The 24,578-nt window shown below is 61.6% G+C and carries 20 protein-coding genes; 14 read left to right on the forward strand and 6 right to left on the reverse strand.

Translation table 11 applies throughout. The annotated features are described in order from the left end of the window. Positions 1–155 precede the first annotated feature (155 nt). The gene (locus G5179_RS07055; RefSeq protein WP_421258096.1) at positions 156–2,579 is read left to right on the forward strand and encodes a zinc/cadmium/mercury/lead-transporting ATPase; all 2,424 of its coding nucleotides are present in this window, start codon (positions 156–158) and stop codon (positions 2,577–2,579) included. A 209-nt stretch (positions 2,580–2,788) separates the two neighbouring features. On the opposite strand, the gene pulA is transcribed toward G5179_RS07055, so the two are convergent. Then, positions 2,789–6,853: a pullulanase-type alpha-1,6-glucosidase gene (gene pulA / locus G5179_RS07060; RefSeq protein WP_421258097.1), complete on the reverse strand. Its 4,065-nt coding sequence runs from the start codon at positions 6,851–6,853 to the stop codon at positions 2,789–2,791. Positions 6,854–7,115: 262 nt separating this feature from the next. Between pulA and G5179_RS07065 the strand changes: the two genes are divergently transcribed. Beyond that, a complete protein-coding gene (locus tag G5179_RS07065) occupies positions 7,116–7,529 on the forward strand; it encodes a hypothetical protein (protein ID WP_216952830.1) in 414 nt (137 codons plus the stop codon). A 142-nt stretch (positions 7,530–7,671) separates the two neighbouring features. On the opposite strand, the gene G5179_RS07070 is transcribed toward G5179_RS07065, so the two are convergent. Together G5179_RS07070 and zntB are read right to left on the reverse strand one after the other, a co-directional pair. Further along, on the reverse strand, positions 7,672–8,184 hold the full coding sequence (locus G5179_RS07070; RefSeq protein WP_005354921.1) for a mechanosensitive ion channel domain-containing protein: 513 nt from the start codon (positions 8,182–8,184) through the stop codon (positions 7,672–7,674). Between the two features lie 13 nt (positions 8,185–8,197). Next, positions 8,198–9,163 (reverse strand): zinc transporter ZntB, encoded by a 966-nt coding sequence (gene zntB / locus G5179_RS07075; RefSeq protein ID WP_421258121.1) that lies wholly within the window; start codon positions 9,161–9,163, stop codon positions 8,198–8,200. A gap of 140 nt (positions 9,164–9,303) precedes the next feature. Here zntB and G5179_RS07080 point away from each other — a divergent pair, with 140 nt between their 5' ends. Next, positions 9,304–9,753: a YaiI/YqxD family protein gene (locus tag G5179_RS07080; protein ID WP_421258098.1), complete on the forward strand. Its 450-nt coding sequence runs from the start codon at positions 9,304–9,306 to the stop codon at positions 9,751–9,753. 125 nt (positions 9,754–9,878) lie between these two features. Further along, a complete protein-coding gene (locus G5179_RS07085; RefSeq protein WP_041234360.1) occupies positions 9,879–10,379 on the forward strand; it encodes a metal-dependent hydrolase in 501 nt (166 codons plus the stop codon). Between the two features lie 64 nt (positions 10,380–10,443). On the opposite strand, the gene G5179_RS07090 is transcribed toward G5179_RS07085, so the two are convergent. After that, entirely contained in the window at positions 10,444–11,649 is a 1,206-nt protein-coding gene (locus G5179_RS07090) for a NupC/NupG family nucleoside CNT transporter (protein WP_216952829.1), read from the reverse strand. A 544-nt stretch (positions 11,650–12,193) separates the two neighbouring features. Between G5179_RS07090 and dbpA the strand changes: the two genes are divergently transcribed. Both dbpA and G5179_RS07100 read left to right on the forward strand, forming a co-directional pair. Next, positions 12,194–13,573 (forward strand): ATP-dependent RNA helicase DbpA, encoded by a 1,380-nt coding sequence (gene dbpA, locus G5179_RS07095; protein WP_005335919.1) that lies wholly within the window; start codon positions 12,194–12,196, stop codon positions 13,571–13,573. Between the two features lie 89 nt (positions 13,574–13,662). Beyond that, positions 13,663–13,953 (forward strand): YkgJ family cysteine cluster protein, encoded by a 291-nt coding sequence (locus G5179_RS07100; protein WP_005335921.1) that lies wholly within the window; start codon positions 13,663–13,665, stop codon positions 13,951–13,953. Positions 13,954–13,980: 27 nt separating this feature from the next. Here the strand turns inward: G5179_RS07100 and G5179_RS07105 are convergent, their stop codons facing one another. Further along, positions 13,981–14,388: a hypothetical protein gene (locus G5179_RS07105; protein WP_069554668.1), complete on the reverse strand. Its 408-nt coding sequence runs from the start codon at positions 14,386–14,388 to the stop codon at positions 13,981–13,983. A 268-nt stretch (positions 14,389–14,656) separates the two neighbouring features. On the opposite strand from G5179_RS07105, the gene G5179_RS07110 reads away from it, so the two are divergent. Next, positions 14,657–16,051: a PepSY-associated TM helix domain-containing protein gene (locus G5179_RS07110; RefSeq protein WP_421258099.1), complete on the forward strand. Its 1,395-nt coding sequence runs from the start codon at positions 14,657–14,659 to the stop codon at positions 16,049–16,051. 75 nt (positions 16,052–16,126) lie between these two features. On the opposite strand, the gene G5179_RS07115 is transcribed toward G5179_RS07110, so the two are convergent. After that, positions 16,127–17,032 (reverse strand): 1,4-dihydroxy-2-naphthoate polyprenyltransferase, encoded by a 906-nt coding sequence (locus G5179_RS07115; protein WP_421258100.1) that lies wholly within the window; start codon positions 17,030–17,032, stop codon positions 16,127–16,129. A gap of 208 nt (positions 17,033–17,240) precedes the next feature. On the opposite strand from G5179_RS07115, the gene G5179_RS07120 reads away from it, so the two are divergent. The 7 genes from G5179_RS07120 to menE are packed head-to-tail and all read left to right on the forward strand — an operon-like array spanning position 17,241 to position 24,430. Further along, positions 17,241–18,563 carry an isochorismate synthase gene (locus tag G5179_RS07120; protein ID WP_374996365.1) on the forward strand — a complete coding sequence of 441 codons (1,323 nt, stop codon included), beginning with the start codon at positions 17,241–17,243 and terminating at the stop codon, positions 18,561–18,563. Between the two features lie 32 nt (positions 18,564–18,595). Beyond that, positions 18,596–20,353, forward strand: a complete 1,758-nt coding sequence (gene menD / locus G5179_RS07125) for a 2-succinyl-5-enolpyruvyl-6-hydroxy-3-cyclohexene-1-carboxylic-acid synthase (protein ID WP_421172274.1) — start codon at positions 18,596–18,598, stop codon at positions 20,351–20,353. Next, on the forward strand, positions 20,313–21,110 hold the full coding sequence (menH, locus tag G5179_RS07130; RefSeq protein WP_323912755.1) for a 2-succinyl-6-hydroxy-2,4-cyclohexadiene-1-carboxylate synthase: 798 nt from the start codon (positions 20,313–20,315) through the stop codon (positions 21,108–21,110). Before menD ends, menH begins: the two co-directional genes overlap by 41 nt. Beyond that, positions 21,103–21,228, forward strand: a complete 126-nt coding sequence (locus tag G5179_RS07135) for a hypothetical protein (protein ID WP_258224330.1) — start codon at positions 21,103–21,105, stop codon at positions 21,226–21,228. The genes menH and G5179_RS07135 overlap by 8 nt, the downstream gene beginning before the upstream one ends. Beyond that, positions 21,221–22,081 (forward strand): 1,4-dihydroxy-2-naphthoyl-CoA synthase, encoded by an 861-nt coding sequence (menB, locus tag G5179_RS07140; protein WP_005354934.1) that lies wholly within the window; start codon positions 21,221–21,223, stop codon positions 22,079–22,081. Before G5179_RS07135 ends, menB begins: the two co-directional genes overlap by 8 nt. Continuing rightward, positions 22,081–23,010, forward strand: a complete 930-nt coding sequence (gene menC / locus G5179_RS07145) for an o-succinylbenzoate synthase (protein WP_216950106.1) — start codon at positions 22,081–22,083, stop codon at positions 23,008–23,010. Before menB ends, menC begins: the two co-directional genes overlap by 1 nt. Beyond that, positions 23,003–24,430 carry an o-succinylbenzoate--CoA ligase gene (gene menE / locus G5179_RS07150; protein WP_421258101.1) on the forward strand — a complete coding sequence of 476 codons (1,428 nt, stop codon included), beginning with the start codon at positions 23,003–23,005 and terminating at the stop codon, positions 24,428–24,430. The genes menC and menE overlap by 8 nt, the downstream gene beginning before the upstream one ends. The last annotated feature ends 148 nt before the right edge of the window (positions 24,431–24,578 follow it).

Consider the following 24,578-nt stretch of genomic DNA (forward strand, 5'->3'; position numbering starts at 1 on the left):
ATCCGAGTGATCAGTATAGGGGCGGCGGGACCAGACAAACACCCGCGAAGACAAGGGATATAAAGGGGTTGACCTTGGACTTAACACCAAGGTTTAGACTCCTTCTCGGTAATCAGGGATCTCGCAGGGGCGGGATCCATCAAGAGGGACTCATCATGAGCAAATCCTGCTGCAATCATCAGCACGCCGCCCCCATCAAGGCCGTCAGCAAGGCGGCCTCCGGCCAGAGTGAACATCACCACGATAGCCACTGCTGCGACAACACCACGCCCGTCAGTTGCTGTTCAACCCAGACGCCTCATGAGCACGCATCCCGTGACGGCAATGAATCCCCCGGGGATGAAGAGCCTCCCCGAGGAGGCTGTCACGATCAAGCGTGCTGCAGCGCCTCCTTATCACCAGCTCACGAGCATGAGCATGATATGCCCCCTGCAGACCCGCTGGTTGCACCGGTGCAAGGCAACAGCCGCCACAGCTGGCAGGTATTGGGGATGGATTGCCCCAGCTGCGCCCGCAAGATCGAGACAGCCGTCTGCCGGGTGAGCGGCGTGCAGCAGGCACGCGTGCTGTTTGCCACCGAGAAGCTGGTAGTGGATCTGGCCCCAGGCCTCTCCCCGGATCCCGTCACCGCCGCTGTGCTGGCTGCCGGTTTCCAGCTCAAGGGTGCTCAAGCCACCAGAGCCCACACAATCACAAAGGGAGCAACACGCCAAAGCCCGCTGCTGAACACCCTGGGCAAATATTGGCAGCCCCTGTCACTGGCCAGTCTGATGCTGGTCGCTGCCCTGCTGCCGAAAGAGCTCGGTCAGCCACTCTTTACCCTGGCCACCCTCTGGGGGCTGTGGCCCATCTCCCGCAAGGCGTGGGCGCTGACCAAAAGCGGCTCCCCCTTCGCCATCGAGACCCTGATGACGGTCGCCGCCCTGGGCGCCCTGTTTCTCGGCGAAACCGCCGAAGCGGCCATGGTGCTGCTGCTCTTTATGCTGGGTGAACATCTGGAGGCCTACGCCGCCGGACGCGCCCGGGCCGGAGTGACAGCGCTGATGGCGCTGGTGCCTGACAAGGCGCTGCGCATCCGTACCACTGCCGAGGGCGAGGTGCGCGAAGAGGTCGGCGCCGATGAGCTGCGTCCCGGCGACATTATCGAAATCGCTCCGGGAGCCCGCTTGCCTGCCGATGCCCGCCTGCTCGATGAACTCGGTGCGTTTGACGAAAGCGCCCTGACAGGTGAGTCTATTCCGGTGGAACGCCGTCAGGGTGACAAGGTGCCGGCCGGTAGTCTGGCGGCCGATCGGGTACTGCGTCTTGAAGTCGTCTCCGAGCCCGGCAACAACGCCATCGACCGCATTCTGCACCTCATCGAGGAGGCCGAAAGCCAGCGCGCCCCCATCGAGCGCTTTATCGACCGCTTCAGCCGCTGGTATACCCCGGCCATGATGCTGGTTGCTCTGCTGGTGGTGCTGGTGCCGCCCCTTGCCTTCAGCCAGAGCTGGGACGAATGGATCTATCGCGGACTGGCGCTGCTGCTGATCGGCTGCCCCTGCGCGCTGGTCATCTCCACCCCGGCAGCGGTCACCTCGGCGCTGGCCGCCGCCACCCGTCAGGGAGCGCTGATCAAAGGGGGGGCCGCGCTGGAGCGACTGGCCCATATCGATACCGTGGCGTTTGACAAGACCGGTACCCTGACCCTGGGCAAGCCGCAGCTGACCGAGCTGGTCAGCCTCAATGGCCAGCCGGAGGCCGAGTTGCTGGCGCTGGCGGCTGCCATCGAGCAGGGCTCTCACCACCCGCTGGCCCGCGCCGTGGTCGCCAACGCGACCGAACAGGGGCTGACGCTGGCGGAGGCCCGAGACTTGCGTGCCCTGCCGGGCATGGGCGTTGAGGGACGCATCAACGGTGAACTGTGGCAACTGCTGGCACCGAACCGGGTGGCGACCCTGAATGTGGAACAGCAGACACGGATTGGTTCGCTGGAGCGGCAGGGCAAGACCGTCGTGGTGCTCTGCCAGAGCAGTGGCGACCAAGCGCTGCCGATTGCCCTGCTGGCGCTGCGGGATCAGATCCGGCCGGAGGCAGCGGCCGCGCTGCAAGAGCTCAACCGACTCGGGCTCAACAGCATCATGTTAACCGGGGATAACCCCAACGCCGCCGAGGCGATCGCCACCGAGCTGGGCATGGGCTGGCGTGCCGGTCTGCTGCCGGAGAACAAGGTAGAAGAGATCGCCAAGCTGGCCTGCACCCGGAAGGTTGCCATGGTCGGCGATGGCATCAACGATGCCCCCGCCATGAAGCGGGCCAGTATCGGCATCGCCATGGGGGGCGGCACCGATGTGGCGCTGGAGACCGCCGATGCGGCGCTGACCCACAACCAGCTCGGCGGTATTGCCGCGATGATCCGGCTGTCGCGGGCGGCACTGACCAATATTCACCAGAATATTGCGCTGGCGCTGGGGCTTAAAGCCATCTTCCTGGTCACCAGCCTGCTCGGCATCACCGGTCTGTGGATTGCGGTGCTGGCCGATACCGGCGCCACAGCGCTGGTGACCGCCAACGCCTTGCGGCTGCTGCGCAAGCGTTAAGCCAGCCGATAGCATCCCAGCCAAAAGCCGTCCCCCAACCGGGACGGCTTTTTTTTTCCTCTCATTTCTCTCACGGCACCCCGTAAAAGAAAAAGCGCGCCTGCCGGTCGGCAGTCGCGCTTTGCTTACTCTCTCGGAGTTATCCCACCCTTGGCAAGGTGGAATTCAACCCGGGGGCGCCGAGCCATCCCCCGGACTCAATGGCTTGCTTACTTGACGCTGCACTCCTGAATGACGGCTGTGCCCGCCTTGACGCCAGCCGGGTCAACCTTCACCAGCACACTCCACAGCCCCTGCGGCAGGGTGATGCTGTTATTGGCACTGCCCCCCTTGGAGAAGGCGAACGAATAGCCGGTTTCAGCGTTCACCGCGCCGCCACCGTTGAGCAGGTACTCCTTGCTCCAGTCCTCGTTGGCGACCTTGAACTCGGTGCTGCCAGCGTAGTTGAACGCCGCCTGATAGATGGCGAGATCACCGTCCATCCCCTTGTAGCTCAGCTGGTACTGGGGTTGGGCATTCCAGCCTGAAAGCTCACCCTTGACGAACAGGTTGTAGCCGAGCGGATTGCCCGCCACCGTATCCAGCACCTTGCAGCTCTGCACCGGCTCGGTGAAGCTGACACTCAGGGTCGGTTTGTCCTTGTTCATGGCGGTAAAGACAAACTTGTAGCTGCCCGCCTTGGCCAGATCGAGCCCGATGTTGCCGGTATCCCCACCCTTGCAAAGGGTCAGCGGAGTGCCGACCACCAGCTTGTCACCGGCGTTGCAGCTGCCGTAGTTGACCGGCCCCCAGCTGGCGTCAGCGATCTTGACGTTGGTGGTACCCAGCTTGTCGGTGCTCACCTCGGTAGTGAACTCGTACATGAAGTTGCCGCTGAAGGTCATCTGGTTGGTGTTGCCCCACTCATCGAGGAACCCCTTCAGATAAACATCGGTGTTGCCAAACGGTGGCAGGGTGCTCAGGTCGGTCTTCTTGCTGACCGGCAGGCCCGCGCCCTGTGCACCAGACTGCGGCTTGACGAACACAGCGGCAGACCAGGCCCCCAGCGTCAGCTGGCCGTTATCATAGGCGGCGCCGCTGGCGATGCTGTCGACAGCGCGATGCTTGCTGCTAAGCACCATACCGCTCAGATCGATGGGCTGATCGTTGCCATCACGGAAGTCGCCGATGCTCTGGCTCTGGTTGCTGGCGTTGATCATCACCACCAGACCGTCGATGGCCGGATCCAGATCCGTCCCGGCACTGACACCATCATCCACCGTCATGACGATAAGGCCGGGCACCTGATCCGGGCCGGTATTGCGAAAATCAACCCGCTTGATCACCTCGGCGCCACTGCCCAGACGCAGCAGACGGGAAGAGTTGCGCAGCTCCGCCAGCTCCTGATAGAAGCTCACCATCTGCGCCATCTCGGCCGAGCCCGGCTTGGCATGCTTGCCAAGCACCTGCTCGATCAGCGGATAGTTGTCGCCATCCTTGTCCTTGCGCGGCAACCCCTTGTCGAAGTTGTTGTCGCCCAGGGTGTAGTCGACCTTGTTGTACCAGTCGCCCGAGTCATAGCTATCCCGCTCCATGGATTTGGAACGCAGCAGCTCGACACCTGCGTGGGTGAAGGGAATGCCCTGACCCAGCATGGCAGTCGCCAGCGAGACCCCCTGCATCCTCACCAGATCGGCTCCGGCAGGCGCCTTGTAGATCAGGTTGTCGAACAGGGTCTGGTTGTCGTGCTTGTCGACATAGTTCTGCACTTCCAGCGGATCCTGGGCATAACCGGCAGGCTGACCGTTGTAGTCGATCTCGGCGCCTTTCTTCGGCATGCCATCCTTGTCGGTCAGCACGAACTCCTTGAGGTTGCCCGCCATGCCGAGCCGCACCAGATCGGACTGGTGCAAGGCCGTCGCCAGATCCACCTTGCTCATTTCGTTAGGATCGACGAAGGCACCGTTGCCAAAGCCCTGGGTCTTGCGAATGGTATCGCCACCGTCGAACGGACTGCCGCCGCGCACCGCATCGCGCAAGCGATCGGAGAAGGAGCCGATACCGGTACCGCCCAGATGCTTCTGGGTAGCCTGCACGAAGCGCTTGTCATCCTGCACTTCGCCGAAGTTCCACCCCTCGCCGTAGAAGTACATCTCGGGATTGACCTTCTTCACCGCGGCCAGCGCCTGCACCATCTGATCTTTCGGATGGTGGCCCATCAGGTCGAAGCGGAAGGCGTCGATCTTGTAGTCGCGCGCCCAGGTGACCAGGGAGTCATCCATCAGCTTGGCAAACATGGCGTGTTCCGGCGCCGTGTTGGAGCAGCAAGTGGAGTTCTCCACCGAGCCGGTCTCCGGATTGAGGCGCTGATAGTACCAAGGCACTATCTTGTCGAGCACCGACTTGGGGCCGAGCCCGGATTCGTTGGTATGGTTGTAGACCACATCCATCACCACGTTCATGCCGATGTTCTGCTTGATGGCCTTGACCATCTCGCGGAACTCCAGAATACGTTTGGTCCCCTCGGCGTTGGTGGCGTAGGAGCCTTCCGGCGTGGTGTAGTGGTAGGGATCATAACCCCAGTTGAAGGAGTCGACGCCGCGCAGGTAACCGGATAGCTCCTGCACCTGCGGATTATCCTTGCTGTCGCCCCCTTGCAGGTCGGCCAGCACATCTCCCACGGTCTGGCCGCCACCGCAATAGCCACCAAATTTGGATGTTTTCACATCCGGATTGACCTGACAGAGCTTGCTGAAGTCATCGCCGAGATTGGCCACCTTGGCCGGATCCTCGTTGACGGTGGCGATATCGAACACCGGCAGCAGGTGCAAGTGGCTGACGCCGCTCTTTGCCAGCGCTTTCAGATGGTTGACCGGTACAGAGTCGGGCTGGGTCAGACCGACAAACTTGCCGCGCTTCTCTTCATCGGTGGAGGCATCGTTGCCGGTCAGGTCACGAACATGGGCCTCATAAATAGTGATGTCGGCGGGGTTCTGCTGGCTGTGGGGCGCCTTGAGGCTGTCCCACCCTTCCGGTTTCAGGGCCGGGTCCTCGAGATCCACTACCTGACTGAACTCGGAGTTCATCGCGAGGCTCAGGGAGTAGGGATCGGTCACCTCGTAGTGCTCAACCTTGCGGCTCAGCGGATGGTAGACCTCCATATCGTAGCGATAGAACTGGCCGATCAGCTCGCTGCCCCCTTCATAACTCCAGCTGCCGCTGGCGCTGTCAAAGGTCATCGCTACCTCGCCACTCTTCTGGTGGCTGGCGTTGTAGAGGGCCAGCTTGACCGACTTGGCGGTCGGCGCCCAGAGACGGAAGGTCACCCGATTGCCCTCTACCACGGCGCCATAGCTCAGCTTGGCCGCCTCGGGAGCATAGAGCGCATCGAGGGCGCCGGCGCTCTGCACCAGGGTGGCTCCTTGCAGGATACCGTCGGCATCGGTGCCGATAGCCACCAGCTCACCCTTGAGCAGGGGCTTGAGATCTTTCCCGGCAGGCAGGGCAAAGGCGGCCGCATCCTTGAGGTGCGGATATTTGGCCTGCTGCTCGGCAGTCAGGCTGGTCGCGGTCAGGCTGATATAGGGGAAATCGAACACCCCATCGGCATTGGCCTTGATGGTGCCCGAGTCGGTGTAATAGAGGCGAACGTGGGGCTTGTCCTTGCCCCCTTGCCAAATCAGGGTATTGCCATCGATCAAATGAGCGCTGGCCCCCGCCACGCCAAAGGCGGCGGTAAAGGCTTCGGCACGGCTGCCAAACAGATCTTTCTTGCCCGCGACAATGGCCACGGTGCGATCCGGGTGCTCACTGAAGATCACCTTCATATCGCTGCCGGTCAGGTTGGCCAGATCGCCGTTGCGGGCGATAAAGTTGATGCACCCTTCCACCTTGTTGAGCGGAACGACCCAGGCCGGACCAAAGCTGTCGGCGGTGGCCGGTGTCTTGCTCTTGTCATCCCACCCGGTATTCAGGCCGCTATCTGCCGTTGCCTTGCAGGCGTCGTTGTTCCAAAGGTGCAGGCTGTAGCTGTCAAACGGTGCCTTGGCGCCTTTGGCTGCCGACTGGGTATCCACCAGTGCAATGACCACCTGATTGTCGCCGGCAACCAGCAACTCTTTCGGGGGATCCATCTTGGGCAGACGAGCGACAGGCCCATCGGTGACTTCAGGTGTAGGCGGTGTAGGGGGGACGGGGTTCACACCGGAGGCATCAGAGCTGTTGTCATTACAGCCAGACAAAAGCGCGAGCAGTGAGGCTGTTACCAGCGCCACTTTGGTCTTTTTCATATCCATATTTTTATAATTCCCGCTGTAGTTAGTCTCGATAGTCGAGCACCCGGTCATTGCCAGGCGGTGCCATATTAATCAGCGGCAATCGATTCAAATGTGAGCGAGAGGGCAAAAAAACCATCCAGTTTCAACAAGATAACGTTTTCAGACTGAAACTTCGATCCGGCTCACAGACCTCGCGGCCATTTGGCCTCATATCTGGAAAACGGCAGTCACGGGGTCAGAAAAGCAATGTCTGATCAAGTGGATAGACAAGGAGTAAGCAATGAAACGGATTGAAGAGCAGGCAAGACGACTCGATCAGGAGTATCAGGCGATCGGGCAGCTGTTCGACCAGTTCTGCCAGCAGGCTGGCGCCCTGGCCGAACAGTATCACTTCTTCAACTGGCCCGATTATGAAGACTCACCCCCGCTGAGCCGCGCCTTTACCCTGCTGGGGGAACCCCGCGAACTGCGGCTGCGCTGTCAGCCCGGTGAGCGCTCCGCCCTCAATGGCCTGATCCAGGTGGTCTCGGAGGATGGCACCATAGATGCCAGCCTCGGATTTCGCGCCGATGGCCAGTTGCTGCTGGAGTCCGGCAAACTGCTGGACAACCCGCCCGGACTGCTGCTCAAGTTGCTGCTCGGCGCAATCTGGCAACACAAGCCGCAGGCCGATCTCTCACAACAGGAGATCTAGCTGCGGAGCCAACTGTTGAGTCGTTCTGGCTATTGTGGCCGCAGCACGCATCCACAATAGCCTGTGTCGAATGAAGGCGTGGTGGATTTACACCAGAGCATCACTCCTCGCTACGCCCAGCCCCCCGGCAGCAAATGTCCTGCTACTCCGGTTGCAACGGCTCCGCCACCTTGCCCTCCAGCTTTCTGACCGGCTTTTGCAGGATCAGGTTGGCCGGATAGGTGACCAGATCGCCGTTGTCATCACGCACCCGCACATAGAAGAGGCCGATCTCGGTGATGACGCCGGTGACCGAATCATCCTTGTCGAGGATGCGGATCCGGTCGCCAATCTTGTAGGGGAAGGCGAAGAAGATGGTGATGCTGGCGGTGATGTTGGAGAGGATCGACCACTGGGCGACCATGGCGACCCCCAATACCGCAAAGAAGGAGGACGCGAGCACCACCAGTCGGGAGAAGTCGAGCCCCCACACCCCGGCCAGCACCAGCAAGGTGGCACAGCCGAGCAGGAAGTGGAACACATGGGCCACGTAGAGCACCCGGTTCTCGCTCACCTGCCTGCTCTGACCGAGCGCCAGCAGGCTCTTGTGAATCAGCCGCCGGATCAGGGTATGCCCCAGCAACAGCAGTAGGGTCAGACCAATTGATTGCCACATGGGTTATGCCTCCTTACCACCAGCGCCGATGTTTGAGCCAGATAGCCAGCCCGCTGGCCAGCGCCACCAGCGAACCACAGAAGACCCAGAAGGCGGTCGGATTCTCGGCCCCGGGAATGCCCCCCAGGTTGATGCCAAACAGGCCGGTCAGGAAGCTGGCAGGTAAAAAGAGCAGCGCCATCACCGACATCTGGTAGGCGCGGCGGTTGGTCGCCTCCGCCATCAGATTGTTGATCTCGTCTGCCAGCACAGCGGTGCGTGCCACTCCCGCATCGAGGTCGTCGAGCCAGCGCCGCAGCCGATCGGCGATATCGAGCAGACGACGGCGATCATCCTCATCCAGCCAGCTGATCTTCTCGTTGGCAAGGCGCGCCACCAGATCCCGCTGGGGGGAGAGGTAGCGGCGGATCATGATGAGCTGCTTGCGGATCAGCGCCAAGCGGCCATTGGCGGGCATGTCGCGCATCAGCACCATCTCCTCCAGATCGAGGATCTTGTCGTGCAGTTCCTCGACAAACTCCCCCGCCCGATCGGTCAGGGCATCACAAATCTCCACCAGCCAGTCGGCCGGGGTATCGGCGCCGCCCCCCAGCTTGAGCTGGTTGAAGACATCCTGCTCGGAGAGCAGCGGACGACGACGGCTGCTGATGATGAGATCCGGGGTGATGAAGATGCGCAGCGCCACCATCTCTTCGGGCCTGTGATCCTTGTTATGGTTGATGCCGCGCAGGATCAGCAGCACCGTCTCCCCCATCCGCACCAGCTTGGGACGATTGCTCTGGCCGAGCAGCGACTCCCTGGCCGCCTCGCTGAGCAAGGGGGTCTGCAACAGCCAGCGCGCCGAATCGGGATTGCCGTAATCCAGATGCAGCCAGCCGGGATGTTCCGCCGGGACTTCGCTTCCCGCCATCAGCGGCTCCATGCCCCCCTTGCCATCCAGGGTCAGGGCATAAATCACTTCACCGGGCACCCGATCCATCTCGTCTCCTTCTCGTTTCATGTGCTGGCCCCAGCTTACACCAAAGGCGGGGCCGACTCAGCCCCGCGCCTGGAAGGGGAGGCCTGTGTTAACATGGCCGCTCTCGTTTTCCATCCGCTTTCACTACAGGAAACCATGCCATGCCCATCTGGGTTGATGCCGATGCCTGCCCCATTCCGGTCAAGGAGATCCTCTACCGCGCCGCCCACCGCGCCCAGGTCGTCACCACCCTGGTGGCCAATCAGGGATTGCGGGTGCCCCCCTCGCCTTTCATCAAAACCCAGCAAGTGGAGAAGGGATTCGATGTGGCAGATCATGTCATCGCCCAGCAGGTTCAGCCCGGCGATCTGGTGATCACCGGTGATATCCCCCTCGCCTCCTGGGTGATCGATGCCGGTGGCGAGGCGCTCAACCCCCGTGGCGAGATCTACACCCGCGAGACCATCGAGGCGCGGCTCGGCATGCGCAACTTTATGGAAGAGCTGCGCTCGGCCGGCGTGCAAACCGGCGGCCCGGCCCCCTTCAATGCCGCCGACAAGCAGCGCTTCGCCAACGCCCTCGACAAGTGGCTGGTCAAAGGCAAGTTATAAATAGGCTATAAAGGCGCCCAATTTGGGCGCTTTTTCGCCGTAACATCCTGATTTTTAAAATAAGAGCTGACCACAACCGTCAGGCTGGTAAGATGCGCCGCCATCTTGTCCACGCCGTAATCATCATGACCGCCCAAGGGCACCTGCTCTTCTCCGTTACCTGCACCCTGATCGCCCACAAACTGCAGCTCACTCCGGCCCTGGCAGATGCCAGTCTGTGGCAGACCATCCCTGCCGCGCTGGCCAGCGCCCTGTTGCCCGACCTCGACCACCCCAAATCGGTGCTGGGGCAGCGACTGCCGTGGATCTCGAAACCTCTGTCGCGGCTGTTCGGCCATCGCGGTTTCACCCACAGTCTGCTGGCGGTCGCCGCCGCCGTCTGGGGGCTGAACCAGAGCCTGCCGCCGGACACCTTGCCCATGGGGGTCAAGGATGCCCTGATCGTCGGCTACCTCAGCCATCTGCTGGGGGACTGGCTCACCCCGGCGGGCATTCCGCTCTTCTGGCCCATCAAGCGCCGTTACCGCCTGCCGGGCTGGCCGCTGCGCAGTGGCGGCGCCATCGAAACCGGCTTTTGCACCCTCACCCTGCTGGTTGCCGGCTGGTGGTGCGGCTGGCGCCTGTAAGCCAGAAATAAAAAAGCCCCTGACGAGGTCAGGGGCTCAAACCGTGGCAGATGCCACTAGAGGATCAGATCATGATGCCTGCGATAACAGCAGAGAGCAGGCTGACCAGAGTTGAACCGTAGACCAGCTTCAGACCGAAGCGGGAAACCATGTTGCCCTTCTCTTCGTTCAGCGCTTTTACCGCACCGGCGATGATGCCGATGGAGCTGAAGTTGGCGAAAGAGACCATGAAGATGGAGAGGATGCCGACGGTACGCGGGGAGAGCTCGGCAGCAATCTTGCCCAGATCCATCATGGCCACGAACTCGTTGGTCACCAGCTTGGTCGCCATGATGGAGCCCGCTTGCAGCGCTTCACCACTCGGGATACCCAGAATCCAGGCGATTGGATAGAAGAGGTAGCCCATGACGTACTGGAAGTTGACACCAAACGCCAGCTCGAACAGGTAGTTGACCAGGGCGATCAGGGCAATAAAGCCCACCAGCATGGCCGCCACGATAACGGCAACGGAAAAACCGGCCATGATGTACTCGCCCAGCATCTCGAAGAAGTTCTCTCTCTTCGGCGTATGGTGCTCGTCGCCCTCGGCCAGCGCCTTGGCATCGGTCACGGTATTGTCCGGCTCGTAGGGGTTGATCAGCGACAGCACGACAAAGGTGCTGAACATGTTGAGCACCAGCGCAGCCACCACGTAACGCGGCTCGATCAGCTGCATGTAGGCACCGACGATGGACATGGAGACGGTGGACATCGCCGTCGCCGCCAGGGTGTACATCTGCTTCTCGTTCAGGTGCGGCAGGATGTTCTTGAGCGCGATGAAGTTCTCGGATTGACCGACGATCATGGAGCTGATGGCGTTGAAGGACTCCAGCTTGCCCATGCCGTTGATCTTGGCCAACACGGTACCGATACCGCGGATCACCAGCGGCAACAGGCGGATGTACTGCAGAATACCGATCAACACGGAGATGAAGACGATGGGCATCAACACCATCAGGAAGAAGGTAAATGAACCTTCATTCATCATGCCGCCAAATACAAAGTCGGTTCCCTGCTTGGCAAACTCCATCAGCTTGGTGAAGCCGGCCGCGAAGCCACCCACCACAGCCAGACCCACTTCCGAGTTCAACATGAACCAGGCCAGCGCCAGCTCGACCACCAGCAGTTGGCCGATATAACGCAGCTTGATCTGTCTCCAGTTGTGGCGGTTAGCCAGCAGAGAAAGAGCGAGGACCATCACCAGTCCGAGCACAAAGTGAACGTATTCCATACCTGTAGCACCTGAGTGAATTGTAATTTTCGACCGGCGCCATCATAGACATTTGCACATTTAAAAATCAGAGAGTCATCACAATCCCGTGTAATAATATGCATGCAGGATAATACAAACGTTTTTAAATTAATTACGCAACAACCTGATATTAATCGCACAACTTTGACGACGACAAATTCATTAAAAAACATGATATTACATAATTAAAATGGCATTTTCATGGCCCTCCAAAATATCTTTATATCATTTTCGCAACATTGTGCTTAATGCCACACTCGCCAATAGAATATTTTTCAACCATTATATTTAAACAACAGAAATGGCAAACGTTTATCCTCAATAAATAATTACACGCATGTTTGAATAATTACCCCGATATCCTTTCACATATTGCTCACAACCAATCTGGCAACAAATACCCCCATAATGTGCCCCCCATGGCCAGCCGTTCAAAAATCCGCCACATCCGGTGCCACATTCTGGTATGATGCGCGGCCTTAGCGCTCGCGCATCCCCGTTTTCTCCGAAATAGAGTCCTTTTGTGAACAACAGCGAATTTAGCAGCCTCAATCTCTCCCCCGCCCTGCAAGAGAACCTCACCAGCCTGGGTTACCTGCAGATGACCCCGATCCAGGCCCAGAGCCTGCCCCTGGTGCTCGATGGCAAAGACCTGATTGCCAAGGCAAAAACCGGCAGCGGCAAGACCGCCGCCTTCGGCCTCGGCCTGCTGGCCAAGCTCAACGTCAACCGCCTCGAAGTGCAGGCGCTGGTGCTCTGCCCGACCCGCGAACTGGCGGATCAGGTGGCTCAGGAGATCCGTCGTCTGGCGCGCGCCCTGCCCAACGTCAAGCTGGTCACCCTGTGCGGCGGCACCCCGACCGCACCGCAGTCCGCCACCCTGAGCTTTGGTGCCCACATCGCCGTCGGCACCCCGGGTCGCATTCTCAAGCATCTGGAGCAAGGCACGCTGGAACTCTCCGGCCTCAAGACGCTGGTGCTGGATGAAGCGGATCGCATGCTGGACATGGGCTTTGGCGAAGATATCAACCGGGTCATCAGCTATGCTCCCCAGCAGCGTCAGACCCTGCTCTTCTCCGCCACCTATCCGGAAGGGATCGCCCAGATGAGCCGCGGCGTGCAGCGCAATCCGGTCGAGGTGAGCGTGGAGTCCCTGCACGAGGGGAGCGCCATCGAACAGAAGCTCTATGAAGTGCCTGCCGGTCAGCGCCTCGACGCCCTCACCTGGTTGCTGAGCCACTACCAGCCCAGCTCCTGCGTGGTGTTCTGCAACACCAAGCGCGCCTGTAACGACGTGGCCGACCATCTGGCCGCCAAGGGCTTCTCGGCGCTGGCGCTGAACGGCGATCTGGAGCAGCGCGAGCGGGATCAGGTGTTGGTGCGCTTTGCCAACGGCAGCGCCACCATTCTGGTGGCCACCGATGTGGCGGCCCGCGGCCTCGACATCAAGGAGCTGGGCGCCGTCATCAACTACGAGCTGACCTATGATCCGGAAGTGCACGTGCACCGCATCGGCCGTACCGGTCGTGCCGGCCAGCAGGGTCTGGCCCTGAGTCTCTATCAGCCGAACGAGGCCCAGCGCGTCAACTTTATCGAAGAGTACCAGCAAGCTCCGATGCCGCTGGGTGATCTCGACAGCATCGGCCGCGACATCAAGCCGATCGCCCCGCAGATGGTGACCCTCTCCATCGATGCAGGCCGCAAGACCAAGGTGCGGGCCGGTGACATTCTGGGTGCCCTGACCGGTGAAGGCGGCATTGCCGGCGCCGACGTCGGCAAGATCCAGATCTCCGAGCAGTACTCCTACGTCGCCGTGAAGCGCAGCGTGGCGAGCGCCGCCCTCAAGCGGTTGCAGGAAGGCAAGATCAAGGGTCGCAGCTACCGCGCCCGCAAACTGGGCTAAGGTTTTTTGCAAGCCGTTAGCCAGACCACAGGCGCCTGACAGGCGCCTGTTTCATATCTCCGATGCCGCCATGCGGCAAGACAGGCACCATGACCCAAGCAATCCAAACCGATGTGAGCTGCCAGAACTGCGAAGCCTGCTGCTGCCGCCTCGAAGTGATGCTCTTTACCGATACCGGCGTGCCGGACCGTTATGTACTGGAACGGGATGGCGAGATACCGGTCATGCGCCGGCTGGACGATGGCTGGTGCGCCGCCCTCGACCGCAACACCATGATGTGCCGTATCTACGAGGTACGACCGCTGATCTGCCGCGAATTCGAAATGGGTGAACCCGACTGCGTTGACGAGCGGGACAAGTGGTTTATCAAGCTGGAGTAAAACCCGTCCACGCGGTGAGCGGGGTGGTCAAGCGCTCGCGGGTTCACAGGGAGCGATGTTGAGCTGCTCCCCCAGCCACTGGATGGCCGCTGCCTCCTGCTCGAAGTAACGTACCGCCCGAAAGGGTAATCCCTTGAAGATGTTATCCGCCAGATAGCGCTTGAAGCCCCCTACGAAAACCACCGCCAGAAACTGACAGCCACTCTCGGCACACCAGCCAAACTGGCGACGAAAACGGGCCAGCACCTCGGGCCCGGCCGCTTCAAACTCGGTCGCGACCTCGACAATCCCCCAGGGGCCATCCATCAATCCGGCCAGTTCGTGACGAAAGCGCGCCTCATAGGCCATGGCACCAGCCAGATTGAAGGGGCCACTCGGGCGGCAGATCAGCATCTGACCCCTGCGCTCCATGTCAAATTGCCCATGTGGCTGCATGACTGCTCCCATTCCGTTACCACCACCATCGCCTGCAAATTGTTACCACAAGGTAATAATTTATAAGGAAAAGTCCAGCAGCAAACAGGCTTTTCCCAAAGCGTGGTCATCCTATCCAGCAAACCGTCGGCACCTCATGTTACCGACATCCCGCACCGAACCGATCTCAAGATGTGTGATTGCAGTTAACGAAACGTTACTGCTATTATCCGCGCCGCCACAAACATTCCACCAGCCGAAAGGTTTAGCACCTCAACAAGGATGTGCAATGAAAAACAGGGACTCGAGTCATTACCAACGGATCTGGCGCTGGCACTTCTACGCCGGTCTCTTTGTCGCCCCTTTCCTGATCCTGCTGTCACTGACCGGGATCGTCTATCTGTTCAAACCCCAGCTCGACAACCTGATGTACCCCGAGCTGATGAAGGTCGCCCCCGCCAGCCAGACCCTGAGTGCCGACCAGCTGCTGGCCAAGGCGATGATGACCATGCCCGATGCCAGCCTGCGTAAATACCTGCCGCCTGTCGCACCCGATCAGAGCGCCCAGTTCATCGTCAATCAGGGGGATCGCGAGCTGACTCTGTTTATGGATCCCGCCAGCGGCGCCCTGCTCGGCACCATGGACAACAAGTGGAATTTGCAAGCGGTGGCTCGCTCCCTGCACGCCGACCTGCTGCTCGGCACCACGGGGGACCGGCTGATCGAACTGGCGGCAGGCTGGGGGCTGGTACTGCTCATCAGCGGCCTCTACCTCTGGTGGCCACGCAAGGGGCCCGGGGTGGGTGGCATTCTTTGGCCCAGAGTGAACCAGCGCGGACGCCTCTGGTGGCGGGATCTGCACGCAGTGGTCGGCTTCTGGGGCGCTGGTTTCCTGCTGCTGTTGCTGCTGAGCGGCATGACCTGGACCGGTTTCTGGGGCGATCAGTTTGCCGCGGTCTGGAACCGCTTCCCCGCCGCCATGTGGAACGAGGTGCCCAAATCGGCACCGCTGGCTCGCAGCCTCAATCAGGCCCACGAGCAGACCGTCCCCTGGGCGGTGGAGAACACTCCCATGCCCAGCTCGCAGCCTGTTGATGAGGGGCACGATCACGGCGCCATGAACCACGGCGAGCACGAGGGAATGGTGATGGCCAGCCAGCGGATCCCGCTGCAACAGGTGGTGGATATCGCCACTGCCCGGAAGGTGAGTCCGGGGTACAGCATCACCCCGCCGGTCGGCACCACCGGCGTCTACACCATCGCCCTGTTTGCCGACGATCCACGCAACGACGCCACCCTGCATATCGATCAATACAGCGGCAAGGTGCTGGCCGATGTGCGCTGGCAGGATTACGGCACGGTTGCCAAGACGGTGGAGAGCAGCGTCATGCTGCACATGGGCAAGCTCTACGGCTGGCCCCATCAGCTGGTCATGCTGACCATCTGCCTGATGGTGCTGGCCAGCGCCGTGAGCGGCCTGTGGATCTGGTGGTGCCGTCGTCCGCAAGGCCGTCTCGCCGCGCCGCCGCTGCCCGCCAAACTCCCGCCGATGCGCGGTGCCATCCCCCTGCTGATCCTGCTGGGCATTGCCTTCCCGCTGGTGGGCACCTCCATGGTTGTCATCTGGCTGCTGGATACCCTGCTATTTTCCCGCCGTACGCTCAAAGTGGCGCGCGCCAGCTAAACCCGCCAAAACCAAAAAGGGCTCCCATCTCGGGAGCCCTTTGTATTGTTCGCCTTGGCGAGCTGCGACCAGCTGTCAGGAGAGCGCCAACCCGATGGAGAGTAGCAGGCTGAACAGAAAGGCGCTGATGGCGGTCTTCTTGAGGGCACCGGTCAGCACCTCGCCATCGTAGCTTTCGCGCAAGGTGCGGGCCGCATCGCTGAGCGGCTTCATGGCGGGCAGGAAGATCCACGGCCAGAAACTGGCGGGCTGGATCAGGATAAAGGCGATGGTTGCCAGCAGCGCCGCCCCCAGCAGTACCCACTGATAGGCGATGGCGCGGTTGCGGCCAAGGCGCACCGCCAGGGTGATCTTGCCGCTGGCGGCGTCGGTCTCGATGTCGCGCACATTGTTGATATTGAGCACGGCGGTGGCCAGCAAACCACAGGCGGTGGCTGGCAACAGCAGATCCCACTCCAGACTCTTGGTGAAGAGGTAGTAGGAGCCGAGCACCCCCAGCAAGCCGAAGAAGAGGAACACAGAGATATCGCCAAACCCGCGATAGCCGTAAGGAGTCTTGCCGACGGTGTAGGTCACCGCCGCCACGATGGCCGCGCCACCCAGCACCACAAATGCCAAAATCTGCAGCCACTGGCCGCCGAAGGCGCAGCCCAGCAGCAGCAGGCCACTGGCCACCGCCGCCAGCGCGGTCAGCCCCATCGCCACGCACATCTGCTTTTTGGTGATAAGACCGGAGACCACCGCCCGCTGCGGGCCGATCCGCTCGCCGTTGTCGGCGCCGGAGACCGCATCGCCGTAATCGTTGGCCAGATTGGAGAGGATCTGCAGCAGGATGGCGGTCAGCAGAGAGAGCGCCATGATGGTGCCATCGAAGGCACCACGACTGGCAGCCAGCCCCGAGCCTAGCAGGATGGAAGAGCAGGCGAGCGGCAATGTTCGCAAACGCGCCGCCAGCAACCAAACAGAGAAGGTATTTGTCATTTTGTGATGGCCAAACAATCGGATATTGATCGTGTTAAGGGTTATCGAACCGGATTTGGGTATACTTGGCCCCGGAGAGTGAAGCTCCCGCGGGCGATTTACATGGACGAATGGGCAGATAATATATAGGAAATCATCGCCCTTTGGCATAAACCTACGGCATCCAGCTACCGGATCGCTCGTTACTACCCGGCTCAGACAAGAATCCATGTTGGCTCAGACCCATATCAAGCAACAACTGGACGCCCTGCGTCACAGCAACGTCAGCGGCTTCGTACGGTTGCGAGTGGCGATCGAAATCCGCTCCTTTCTGGGCTGGCTCGCGGCGCAAACCCTCTATCCCCGCATCTACTGGCAGGCCCGTGGAGAGGCTCGTCCCGAGTATGTCGCGCTGGGCGCCATCCATGAACTGACCGAACCGCACGCCATCAAGCAGGTGTGCACTAACACAGCCAACCAGCATCATGACGACAGCCCTCGCTACTATGGCGGACTGGCGTTCGATCCGGCCCAGTCCGGCTGGCAAGGGTTTGGCCCCTGCCGTTTCGTGCTGCCCCGCATCGAGCTGGTGCGCCGTGGCGAGTGCGTCAGTCTCTGCCTCAACCTTTGGCTGGATGAAAACAATCTCGAGGCCGAACTGCAGGCGGCCGAAGCCGCCCTCGATGCCCTGCGCCCGGAAGCCCCGCTGCCCGCCCTGCAAAAGCAGCCCTGGCAGCGACAGGATTGCCCCGGCCCCGCCCAGTGGCAGACGCTGGTTGAGCGCGTCACTGCCCCCGATTTTCAGGCCCACACCCCCAAGGTGGTGCTGTCGCGGGAGAGCCGGCTGACCAGTCCGAACCATGATGCGGATATCAATCCCTGGGCCATGCTCGACCAGTGGGCCCGCCACGCCCAGGACTGCTTCCACTTCGGTTTTCAATTCTCCCCCGAGCAGGCCTTTATCGCCTGCTCCCCCGAGCGGCTCTACCGCCGGGAAGATCGCCACCTTTTTACCGAGGCGCTGGCGGGCACCATCCGCCGCTCCGGCGATGAAGAGGTGGATGCCCAACTGGCTGCCGAGCTGCTGGCCGACAGCAAGAACCGGCTGGAGAACCGGCTGGTACATGCCGACATCCTCAGCCGTCTGGCGCCACTGACCCACGATGCCACCCTGACCGAGCCGCGCATTCTGAAACTGCGGCTGCTGCAACACCTCAAGTGCGATATCGAAGCCGAGCTCAAGCCCGGGGTCTGCGACTGGCAGTTGCTCGACGCCCTCCACCCGACGCCGGCGGTGGGCGGCGCCCCGCGCGAGGCAGCGCTCGCCTTTATCCGCGAGTTCGAGCCCTACGATCGGGGCTGGTACGCCGGAGCCTGCGGCATGCTGAGTCGGGAGACGTCCGAGTTCTCGGTCGCCATTCGCAGCGCCCGCATTCAGCCGGGCAGCGTCACCCTGTTTGCCGGTGCCGGCATTGTCGCCGGTTCCGAGCCTGTCGCCGAGTGGGCCGAACTCGACAACAAGATCGCCAATGTGCTCTCCCTGCTGGGATAGTCATTCACCCTTTTCACGCTACGAGAGCCCCTATGCCCACCCGTAAAGAGCCTGCCAGCGAAGAGTTTGCCTGCACACCGTTTTCGAGCCAGCACGCCACCTTCAACCACGTCTGGTCCTCCCTCTTGCTGGAGGAGCTCTTTCGCCTCGGGGTGCGCGATATCGCGCTGGCCCCCGGCTCCCGCTCTGCGCCGCTGACCATGGCCGCCGCGGCCCATCAGGGCTTTCGTCGTCACTTGCACTTTGACGAACGCGGCCTCGGCTTTATGGCGCTGGGGCTAGCCAAGGGGAGCAACCGGCCGGTGGCGGTGATCATGACCTCTGGCACCGCGGTAGCCAACCTCTGGCCCGCAGTGGCTGAGGCCCAGCTCACCGGCGTGCCGCTGATTATTCTCTCCGCCGATCGTCCTCACGAACTTATCGACAACGGCGCCAATCAGGCGATCGACCAGCAGGGGATCTTCGGCCGCTACCCCGTCTATCAGCAGAACCTGCCGAGCCCCACCCCGACCATTCCGGCGGCGTTTGTGCTGAGCTCGGTAGATCAAGCCTTGGCCAAACAGGCACTCACTCCCGGAGTGGTGCACTTCAACTGCATGTACCCCGAGCCCCTCTATCCGGGCGAGCACTATCAGGATTTCTCCGACTATCTGGCCCCCCTCGGTGACTGGCTCGGCTCGCACAAGCCATGGAGCCCGTGGCAGCAAAACGAGCCGACCTGCCCACCTCAGGCGGAGTGGGAAACCTTTCGGCAACAGCGCGGCATCGTTGTAGCTGGCCGCATTACCGACCCGAATCAGGCACAGGCCGCCGCCGCGCTGGCGGAGCAACTCGGCTGGCCGCTGCTGGCAGATCTGCAGAGCCAGATCCGCTTCGACAGCCGCAACCTCATCCACATGGATCTGGCGCTCAACGACCCTGAATTCGTCGCCGAGTTGGGCCGCGCCGAGGTGCTGCTGCAATTTGGCGCGCGGCTTGTCTCCAAGCGGCTTGGCCAGTTCATAAAACACCATTCATGGCAGGATTACTGGCTGGTGGATCCGCAACCGGCGCGGCTCGATCCCGACTACCGGCTGCGCAACCGGCTGCTCTGCAGTGCCAGCGCCTTTGCTGCGGCCCATCCGGTCACCACACAAGCCCCCTGGCACACATTGGCCGAGCTGCAACACAACGCCAGCCAGCAGATCGCCGCTGCCTGCGAGCACTTCTCCGAGCTCGGGGTCTGCCATCGCCTCAACAGCCTGATCGAAGGGCAACTGTTTGTCGGCAACAGCATGCCGGCCCGACTGATGGATATGCTCGGCGAAACGGGCAAGGGGCCGAGCCGGGTGATGACCAACCGTGGCGCCTCCGGCATCGATGGCCTGATCGCCACCGCCTACGGATTTGCCCAATCGGTCGAGCCAGGCAGTGATGAGCCCACCACCCTGCTGCTTGGGGATCTCAGCGCCCTGCACGATCTCAATAGCCTCGCCCTGCTCAGCAAGGCGAGTCGACCGCTGGTGGTGATCCTGCTCAACAACGATGGCGGCAGTATCTTTCGCATGTTGCCGGTGCCCACCGAAGGGGAGCTGCTGGAGAGCTACTACCGGCTGCCCCACGGTCTCAGCTTTGAACATGCCGCCGCCATGTTTGGCCTCGCCTATCGGGCGCCGACCACCCTGCCCGAGTTCGAACGCGATTACAGCGCCGCCCTCCAACATGGCGTTACCTTGATCGAGATCCGGGTACCGAGCGAGCAGGTAGCCGATGATCTCAAGGCGCTGGGGGCCGCCATCCGTGGCAAATAAAGATGCCAATGTGCCGCTGGTGTTGCTGCACGGCCTGCTGGGGGATGGCGGCGACTGGCAACCGGTGATCGACCGGCTGCCCGCCATCCGCTGCATCGCCCTCGACCTGCCGGGTCACGGCCAGCATAGCGCTCTCAACGTCAGCGACTTTGAACAGAGCCACCAGTGGCTGGTTGCCGAGCTGGCCAGCCGCAATATTGAACGCTATCTGCTGGCGGGTTACTCGCTGGGTGGGCGACTGGCCCTCTACCACGCCAGCCGTGAGCCGGCGGGGCTATCGGGACTGCTGCTGGAGAACTGCCACCCGGGGCTGCCAGCCGGTGAGCGGGCCGCCCGCATCCAGCACGATGAACAGTGGGCGCGGCGCTTCGAGCAGGAGCCTCTGGCTGACGTGCTGGCAGATTGGTACCGGCAAGGGGTGTTTGCCGATCTTGACGATGCGGCTCGAGCCAGCCAGATCGCCCGCCGCCTTGGCAACGACGGTCAGGGCATCGCCACCACGCTGCGCGCCACTTCGCTCGGCAAGCAGCCGGATCTCGCCCCCTGGCTCATGGCGAGCCAGCTGCCGGTTACTTATGTGAGTGGCAAGCGGGATCACAAATTCCATCAGCTGGCTTGCCAGCTGGCGAACCAAAATCGCAGAATCAACCACTTGGTGCTGGATGGCGGCCATAATCTGCACGCCCATCAGCCTGATAACTTTGCCCGACTCCTCGCGGAGTGGGTCAACCAACAAGAAGAGACGAGTCATGATTGAAGCAATGACGGAAGCTGAACTGTATGCACCTGTTCAACATGCCGGGATTGCTCAACTCAGTGTTCAACTCGGTGCTCAACTGCACTCTCCCAGATCAGAAGGAAAAAACCATGATTGAAGCAATGACGGAAGCGGAACTGTACGCTCCGGTTGAGTGGCAGGATTGCTCCGCCGGTTACGAGGACATCCTGTATCACAAGTCCAACGATGGCATTGCCAAGATCACCATCAACCGTCCCCAGGTGCGCAACGCCTTCCGCCCCCGCACCGTCAAAGAGATGCTGCAGGCGCTGGCCGATGCCCGTTATGACGATCAGATCGGCACCATCATCCTGACCGGTTTTGGCGAGAAAGCCTTCTGCGCCGGCGGCGACCAGAAGATCCGTGGCGACTACGGTGGATACCGTGATGACGAGGGGACTCACCACCTCAACGTGCTCGACTTCCAGCGCGACATCCGCACCTGCCCGAAACCTGTGGTTGCCATGGTGGCCGGTTACGCGGTCGGTGGTGGCCACGTGCTGCACATGATGTGTGACCTGACCATCGCCGCCGACAACGCCCAGTTTGGCCAGACCGGCCCGAAAGTCGGCTCCTTCGATGGCGGTTGGGGTGCTTCCTACATGGCTCGCATCGTCGGCCAGAAGAAGGCCCGCGAAATCTGGTTCCTCTGCCGCATGTACGATGCCCAGCAAGCCCTCGACATGGGTCTGGTCAACACCGTCGTGCCACTGGCAGAACTGGAGCGCGAAACCGTGCGTTGGTGCCGTGAAATGCTGCAAAACAGCCCGATGGCGCTGCGCTGCCTGAAAGCGGCGCTCAACGCTGACTGTGATGGTCAGGCGGGCTTGCAGGAGCTGGCGGGCAATGCCACCATGCTGTTCTACATGACCGAAGAGGGTCAGGAAGGCCGCAACGCCTTCAACGAAAAGCGTCGCCCCGACTTCTCCAAATACAAGCGGAACCCCTGATGACACTAGCCCTGTATCGCTATCAACTGCCTTTTACCCAGCCCCTGACCTTTCACGGCAAGGTGGAGGTGGCGCGAGAGGGGCTGTTGGTGCGCATCAACGACGGCTGGGGGGAAATCGCCCCCCTGCCCGGCTTCTCGAAAGAGAGCCTGCAACAGGCAGAGGCAGAAGCCCTTGCCGCGCTGGCGGCCCTGGCCGCCGGCGACACCCCGAACCCCGTGCTGCCGTCGGTGCAATTTGGCCTCGACTGCGCGCGCCGGACATGGCCCGAGCAGCGCAACCCGCTGCCGGAGCCCTATCCCCTCATTCAAGGCTCCCCCCAGGAGCTGCTGCGCAACTGGAAAGAGTGGCTGCACCGCACGCCCGGCAAGGCCAAGCTGAAGGTGGCACGCTACCCGATGCGTGACGAGCTGGCGCTGATCCGCCTGCTGTGCGATCGCCTCCCCTCCCTCAAGCTGGTGCTGGATGCCAACCAGGGCTGGACCCGCGAGGAGGCGTGGACCTTCTGCGGCCACCTCGACCCGAATCGCATCGAGTATCTGGAAGACCCCTGCGCCGACTTTGCCGACATCGCCTTTGTCGCCAACCGCACCGGCATGCCGGTGGCGCTGGACGAACTGCTGGCGCAAGGCAAGCCGTGGGAGCCGATCCCGCAACTGCGAGCGCTGGTACTCAAACCCACCCTACTCGGTTCGCTGGCCAACTGCGAAGCGCTGATCGCCCGCGCCCGCGAACTGCGGCTCAAGGTGATCATATCCTCCTGCTTCGAATCGGATCTGGGCCTGAACCAGCTGTTTCATCTGGCTGGCGAATGGGCTCCCGAACAGGCACCAGGTCTGGATACCCGCCGCTGGATGGCGGGCAATCTGCTGGGGGAAGATGGCAAACCGGATCTGAGCCGACTGGAGCAACTGTATTACCGTGATTGACCCTTCCCGTTCACCCGAACAGACACCTTGCCCGGTACGCCACCGGGCAATCACAGCACCGAACCGCATTGCCATCCACGCCGCCTCGCCTCTCAGTTACCGCCAACTCGATGCCCGCCTCAACAGCCTGTGCCAACAGCTGGAACAAGCCGGAGTGCGTCGTGGCAATCATCTGGCAGCGGTGGTGCGCGGTGCGCTGGAAGATGTGCTGCTGGCGTGGGCCTGCGTGCGCAGCGGCGTGGTGTTCTGCCCGCTCAACCCCGCCTTTCCTCTCGAAAAGCAGCGTGAGCTGGCGGTACAACTCGATGCCGATGCCTTCTGGTCGGCAGGGGAGATCCCGGCAGGCAACTGGCAGCCCTTGCAGTTCGACTTCACGCACGAACTGCCAGCAAGCGAGGAAGCGTGGCCGCTGGAATCGACCCAGCTCAACAACATGATCCTCACCTCGGGCTCCAGCGGCACGCCGAAAGCTGTGGTGCACCTGCTCTGCAACCACCTAGCCTCTGCACGCGGCTCTGCCACCCTCATTCCCCTTGATGAGGCCTGCGGCTGGCTGCTCTCCCTGCCGCTGTTCCATGTGGGCGGCTACGCCATCCTGTTTCGGGTCTTTCTGGCGGGCGCCACGTTGGTGCTGGACGATCGCAGTCAGCCGCTCAAGGCGCGGCTTGAACAGCAACCCATTACCCATCTCTCGCTGGTACCAACCCAACTCTGGCGCCTGCTGGCAGAGAGCTTTGATCCCGCCCGTACCCGCCTGCGCGAGCTGCTGCTCGGTGGCGCCGCCATCCCGCAGCCGCTGGTGAGCCGCCTCTGCGCCATGGGGCTCGAACCCAAGGTGAGTTATGGTCTCTCCGAGATGGGCAGTCAGGTCTGCACCGCTATCCCCGGCGATGCAGGCGTAGTTGGCAAACCGCTACCGGGGCGGGAAGTGTGCATCAGGGAGCAGGAGATCTGCGTGCGCGGCGCCACCCTGTTTGCCGGTTACTACCGAGATGGAGAGCTGGAACTGCCTCTCGATGACGAAGGCTGGTTTCATACCCGCGACAAGGGGAGGTTCACTGCGGCAGGGGAACTGCTGGTAGAGGGACGGCTCGATAACCTCTTCATCTCGGGTGGCGAAAACATCCAGCCCGAAACCATCGAGCAACGACTGGTAGATCATCCCGCCGTCGCCCAGGCGCTGGTGGTGCCGGTGCCGAGCGACGAGTGGGGGCAACGCCCCGCCGCCTTTATCGACTGGCACGGCGAGCCAGTTCCCGACTCCGAACTGGCAGCCTGGATCCGCAGCGCCTTGCCCGGCTTTATGGTGCCCGACCACTGGCTTCCCTGGCCCGATCTTGGCGGCAATCTCAAACCCTCCCGCCAACTGCTGGGCAAGGTAGCCCGACAACAAACCACTCGGGCACGACAAGCTGAATGAGATCGGACTCACAATTTACCGATCTTCTTTGAAAACAAAAAAGAAACATGTGAGTCCTTACTGCGGCGCCAACCCACGATAATTCGATCAGACTCAAAAAGCCACCATCTTATTGATTTATCTGATTTTTAATTGGCAATTGATATCC

This window comes from Aeromonas sp. 600886 (assembly GCF_049174935.1).
In the GTDB taxonomy this organism is placed as follows: domain Bacteria; phylum Pseudomonadota; class Gammaproteobacteria; order Enterobacterales; family Aeromonadaceae; genus Aeromonas; species Aeromonas veronii_A.

Excerpts from the sequence above, each read along its gene's own strand:
- G5179_RS07055 (WP_421258096.1), top strand. The coding sequence starts at position 156 with ATGAGCAAATCCTGCTGCAATCATCAGCACGCCGCCCCCATCAAGGCC.
- pulA (WP_421258097.1), bottom strand. The coding sequence starts at position 6,853 with ATGGATATGAAAAAGACCAAAGTGGCGCTGGTAACAGCCTCACTGCTC.
- G5179_RS07065 (WP_216952830.1), top strand. The coding sequence starts at position 7,116 with ATGAAACGGATTGAAGAGCAGGCAAGACGACTCGATCAGGAGTATCAG.
- G5179_RS07070 (WP_005354921.1), bottom strand. The coding sequence starts at position 8,184 with ATGTGGCAATCAATTGGTCTGACCCTACTGCTGTTGCTGGGGCATACC.
- zntB (WP_421258121.1), bottom strand. The coding sequence starts at position 9,163 with ATGGATCGGGTGCCCGGTGAAGTGATTTATGCCCTGACCCTGGATGGC.
- G5179_RS07080 (WP_421258098.1), top strand. The coding sequence starts at position 9,304 with ATGCCCATCTGGGTTGATGCCGATGCCTGCCCCATTCCGGTCAAGGAG.
- G5179_RS07085 (WP_041234360.1), top strand. The coding sequence starts at position 9,879 with ATGACCGCCCAAGGGCACCTGCTCTTCTCCGTTACCTGCACCCTGATC.
- G5179_RS07090 (WP_216952829.1), bottom strand. The coding sequence starts at position 11,649 with ATGGAATACGTTCACTTTGTGCTCGGACTGGTGATGGTCCTCGCTCTT.
- G5179_RS07100 (WP_005335921.1), top strand. The coding sequence starts at position 13,663 with ATGACCCAAGCAATCCAAACCGATGTGAGCTGCCAGAACTGCGAAGCC.
- G5179_RS07105 (WP_069554668.1), bottom strand. The coding sequence starts at position 14,388 with ATGCAGCCACATGGGCAATTTGACATGGAGCGCAGGGGTCAGATGCTG.
- G5179_RS07110 (WP_421258099.1), top strand. The coding sequence starts at position 14,657 with ATGAAAAACAGGGACTCGAGTCATTACCAACGGATCTGGCGCTGGCAC.
- G5179_RS07115 (WP_421258100.1), bottom strand. The coding sequence starts at position 17,032 with ATGACAAATACCTTCTCTGTTTGGTTGCTGGCGGCGCGTTTGCGAACA.
- G5179_RS07120 (WP_374996365.1), top strand. The coding sequence starts at position 17,241 with ATGTTGGCTCAGACCCATATCAAGCAACAACTGGACGCCCTGCGTCAC.
- menD (WP_421172274.1), top strand. The coding sequence starts at position 18,596 with ATGCCCACCCGTAAAGAGCCTGCCAGCGAAGAGTTTGCCTGCACACCG.
- menH (WP_323912755.1), top strand. The coding sequence starts at position 20,313 with ATGATCTCAAGGCGCTGGGGGCCGCCATCCGTGGCAAATAAAGATGCC.
- G5179_RS07135 (WP_258224330.1), top strand. The coding sequence starts at position 21,103 with ATGATTGAAGCAATGACGGAAGCTGAACTGTATGCACCTGTTCAACAT.
- menB (WP_005354934.1), top strand. The coding sequence starts at position 21,221 with ATGATTGAAGCAATGACGGAAGCGGAACTGTACGCTCCGGTTGAGTGG.
- menC (WP_216950106.1), top strand. The coding sequence starts at position 22,081 with ATGACACTAGCCCTGTATCGCTATCAACTGCCTTTTACCCAGCCCCTG.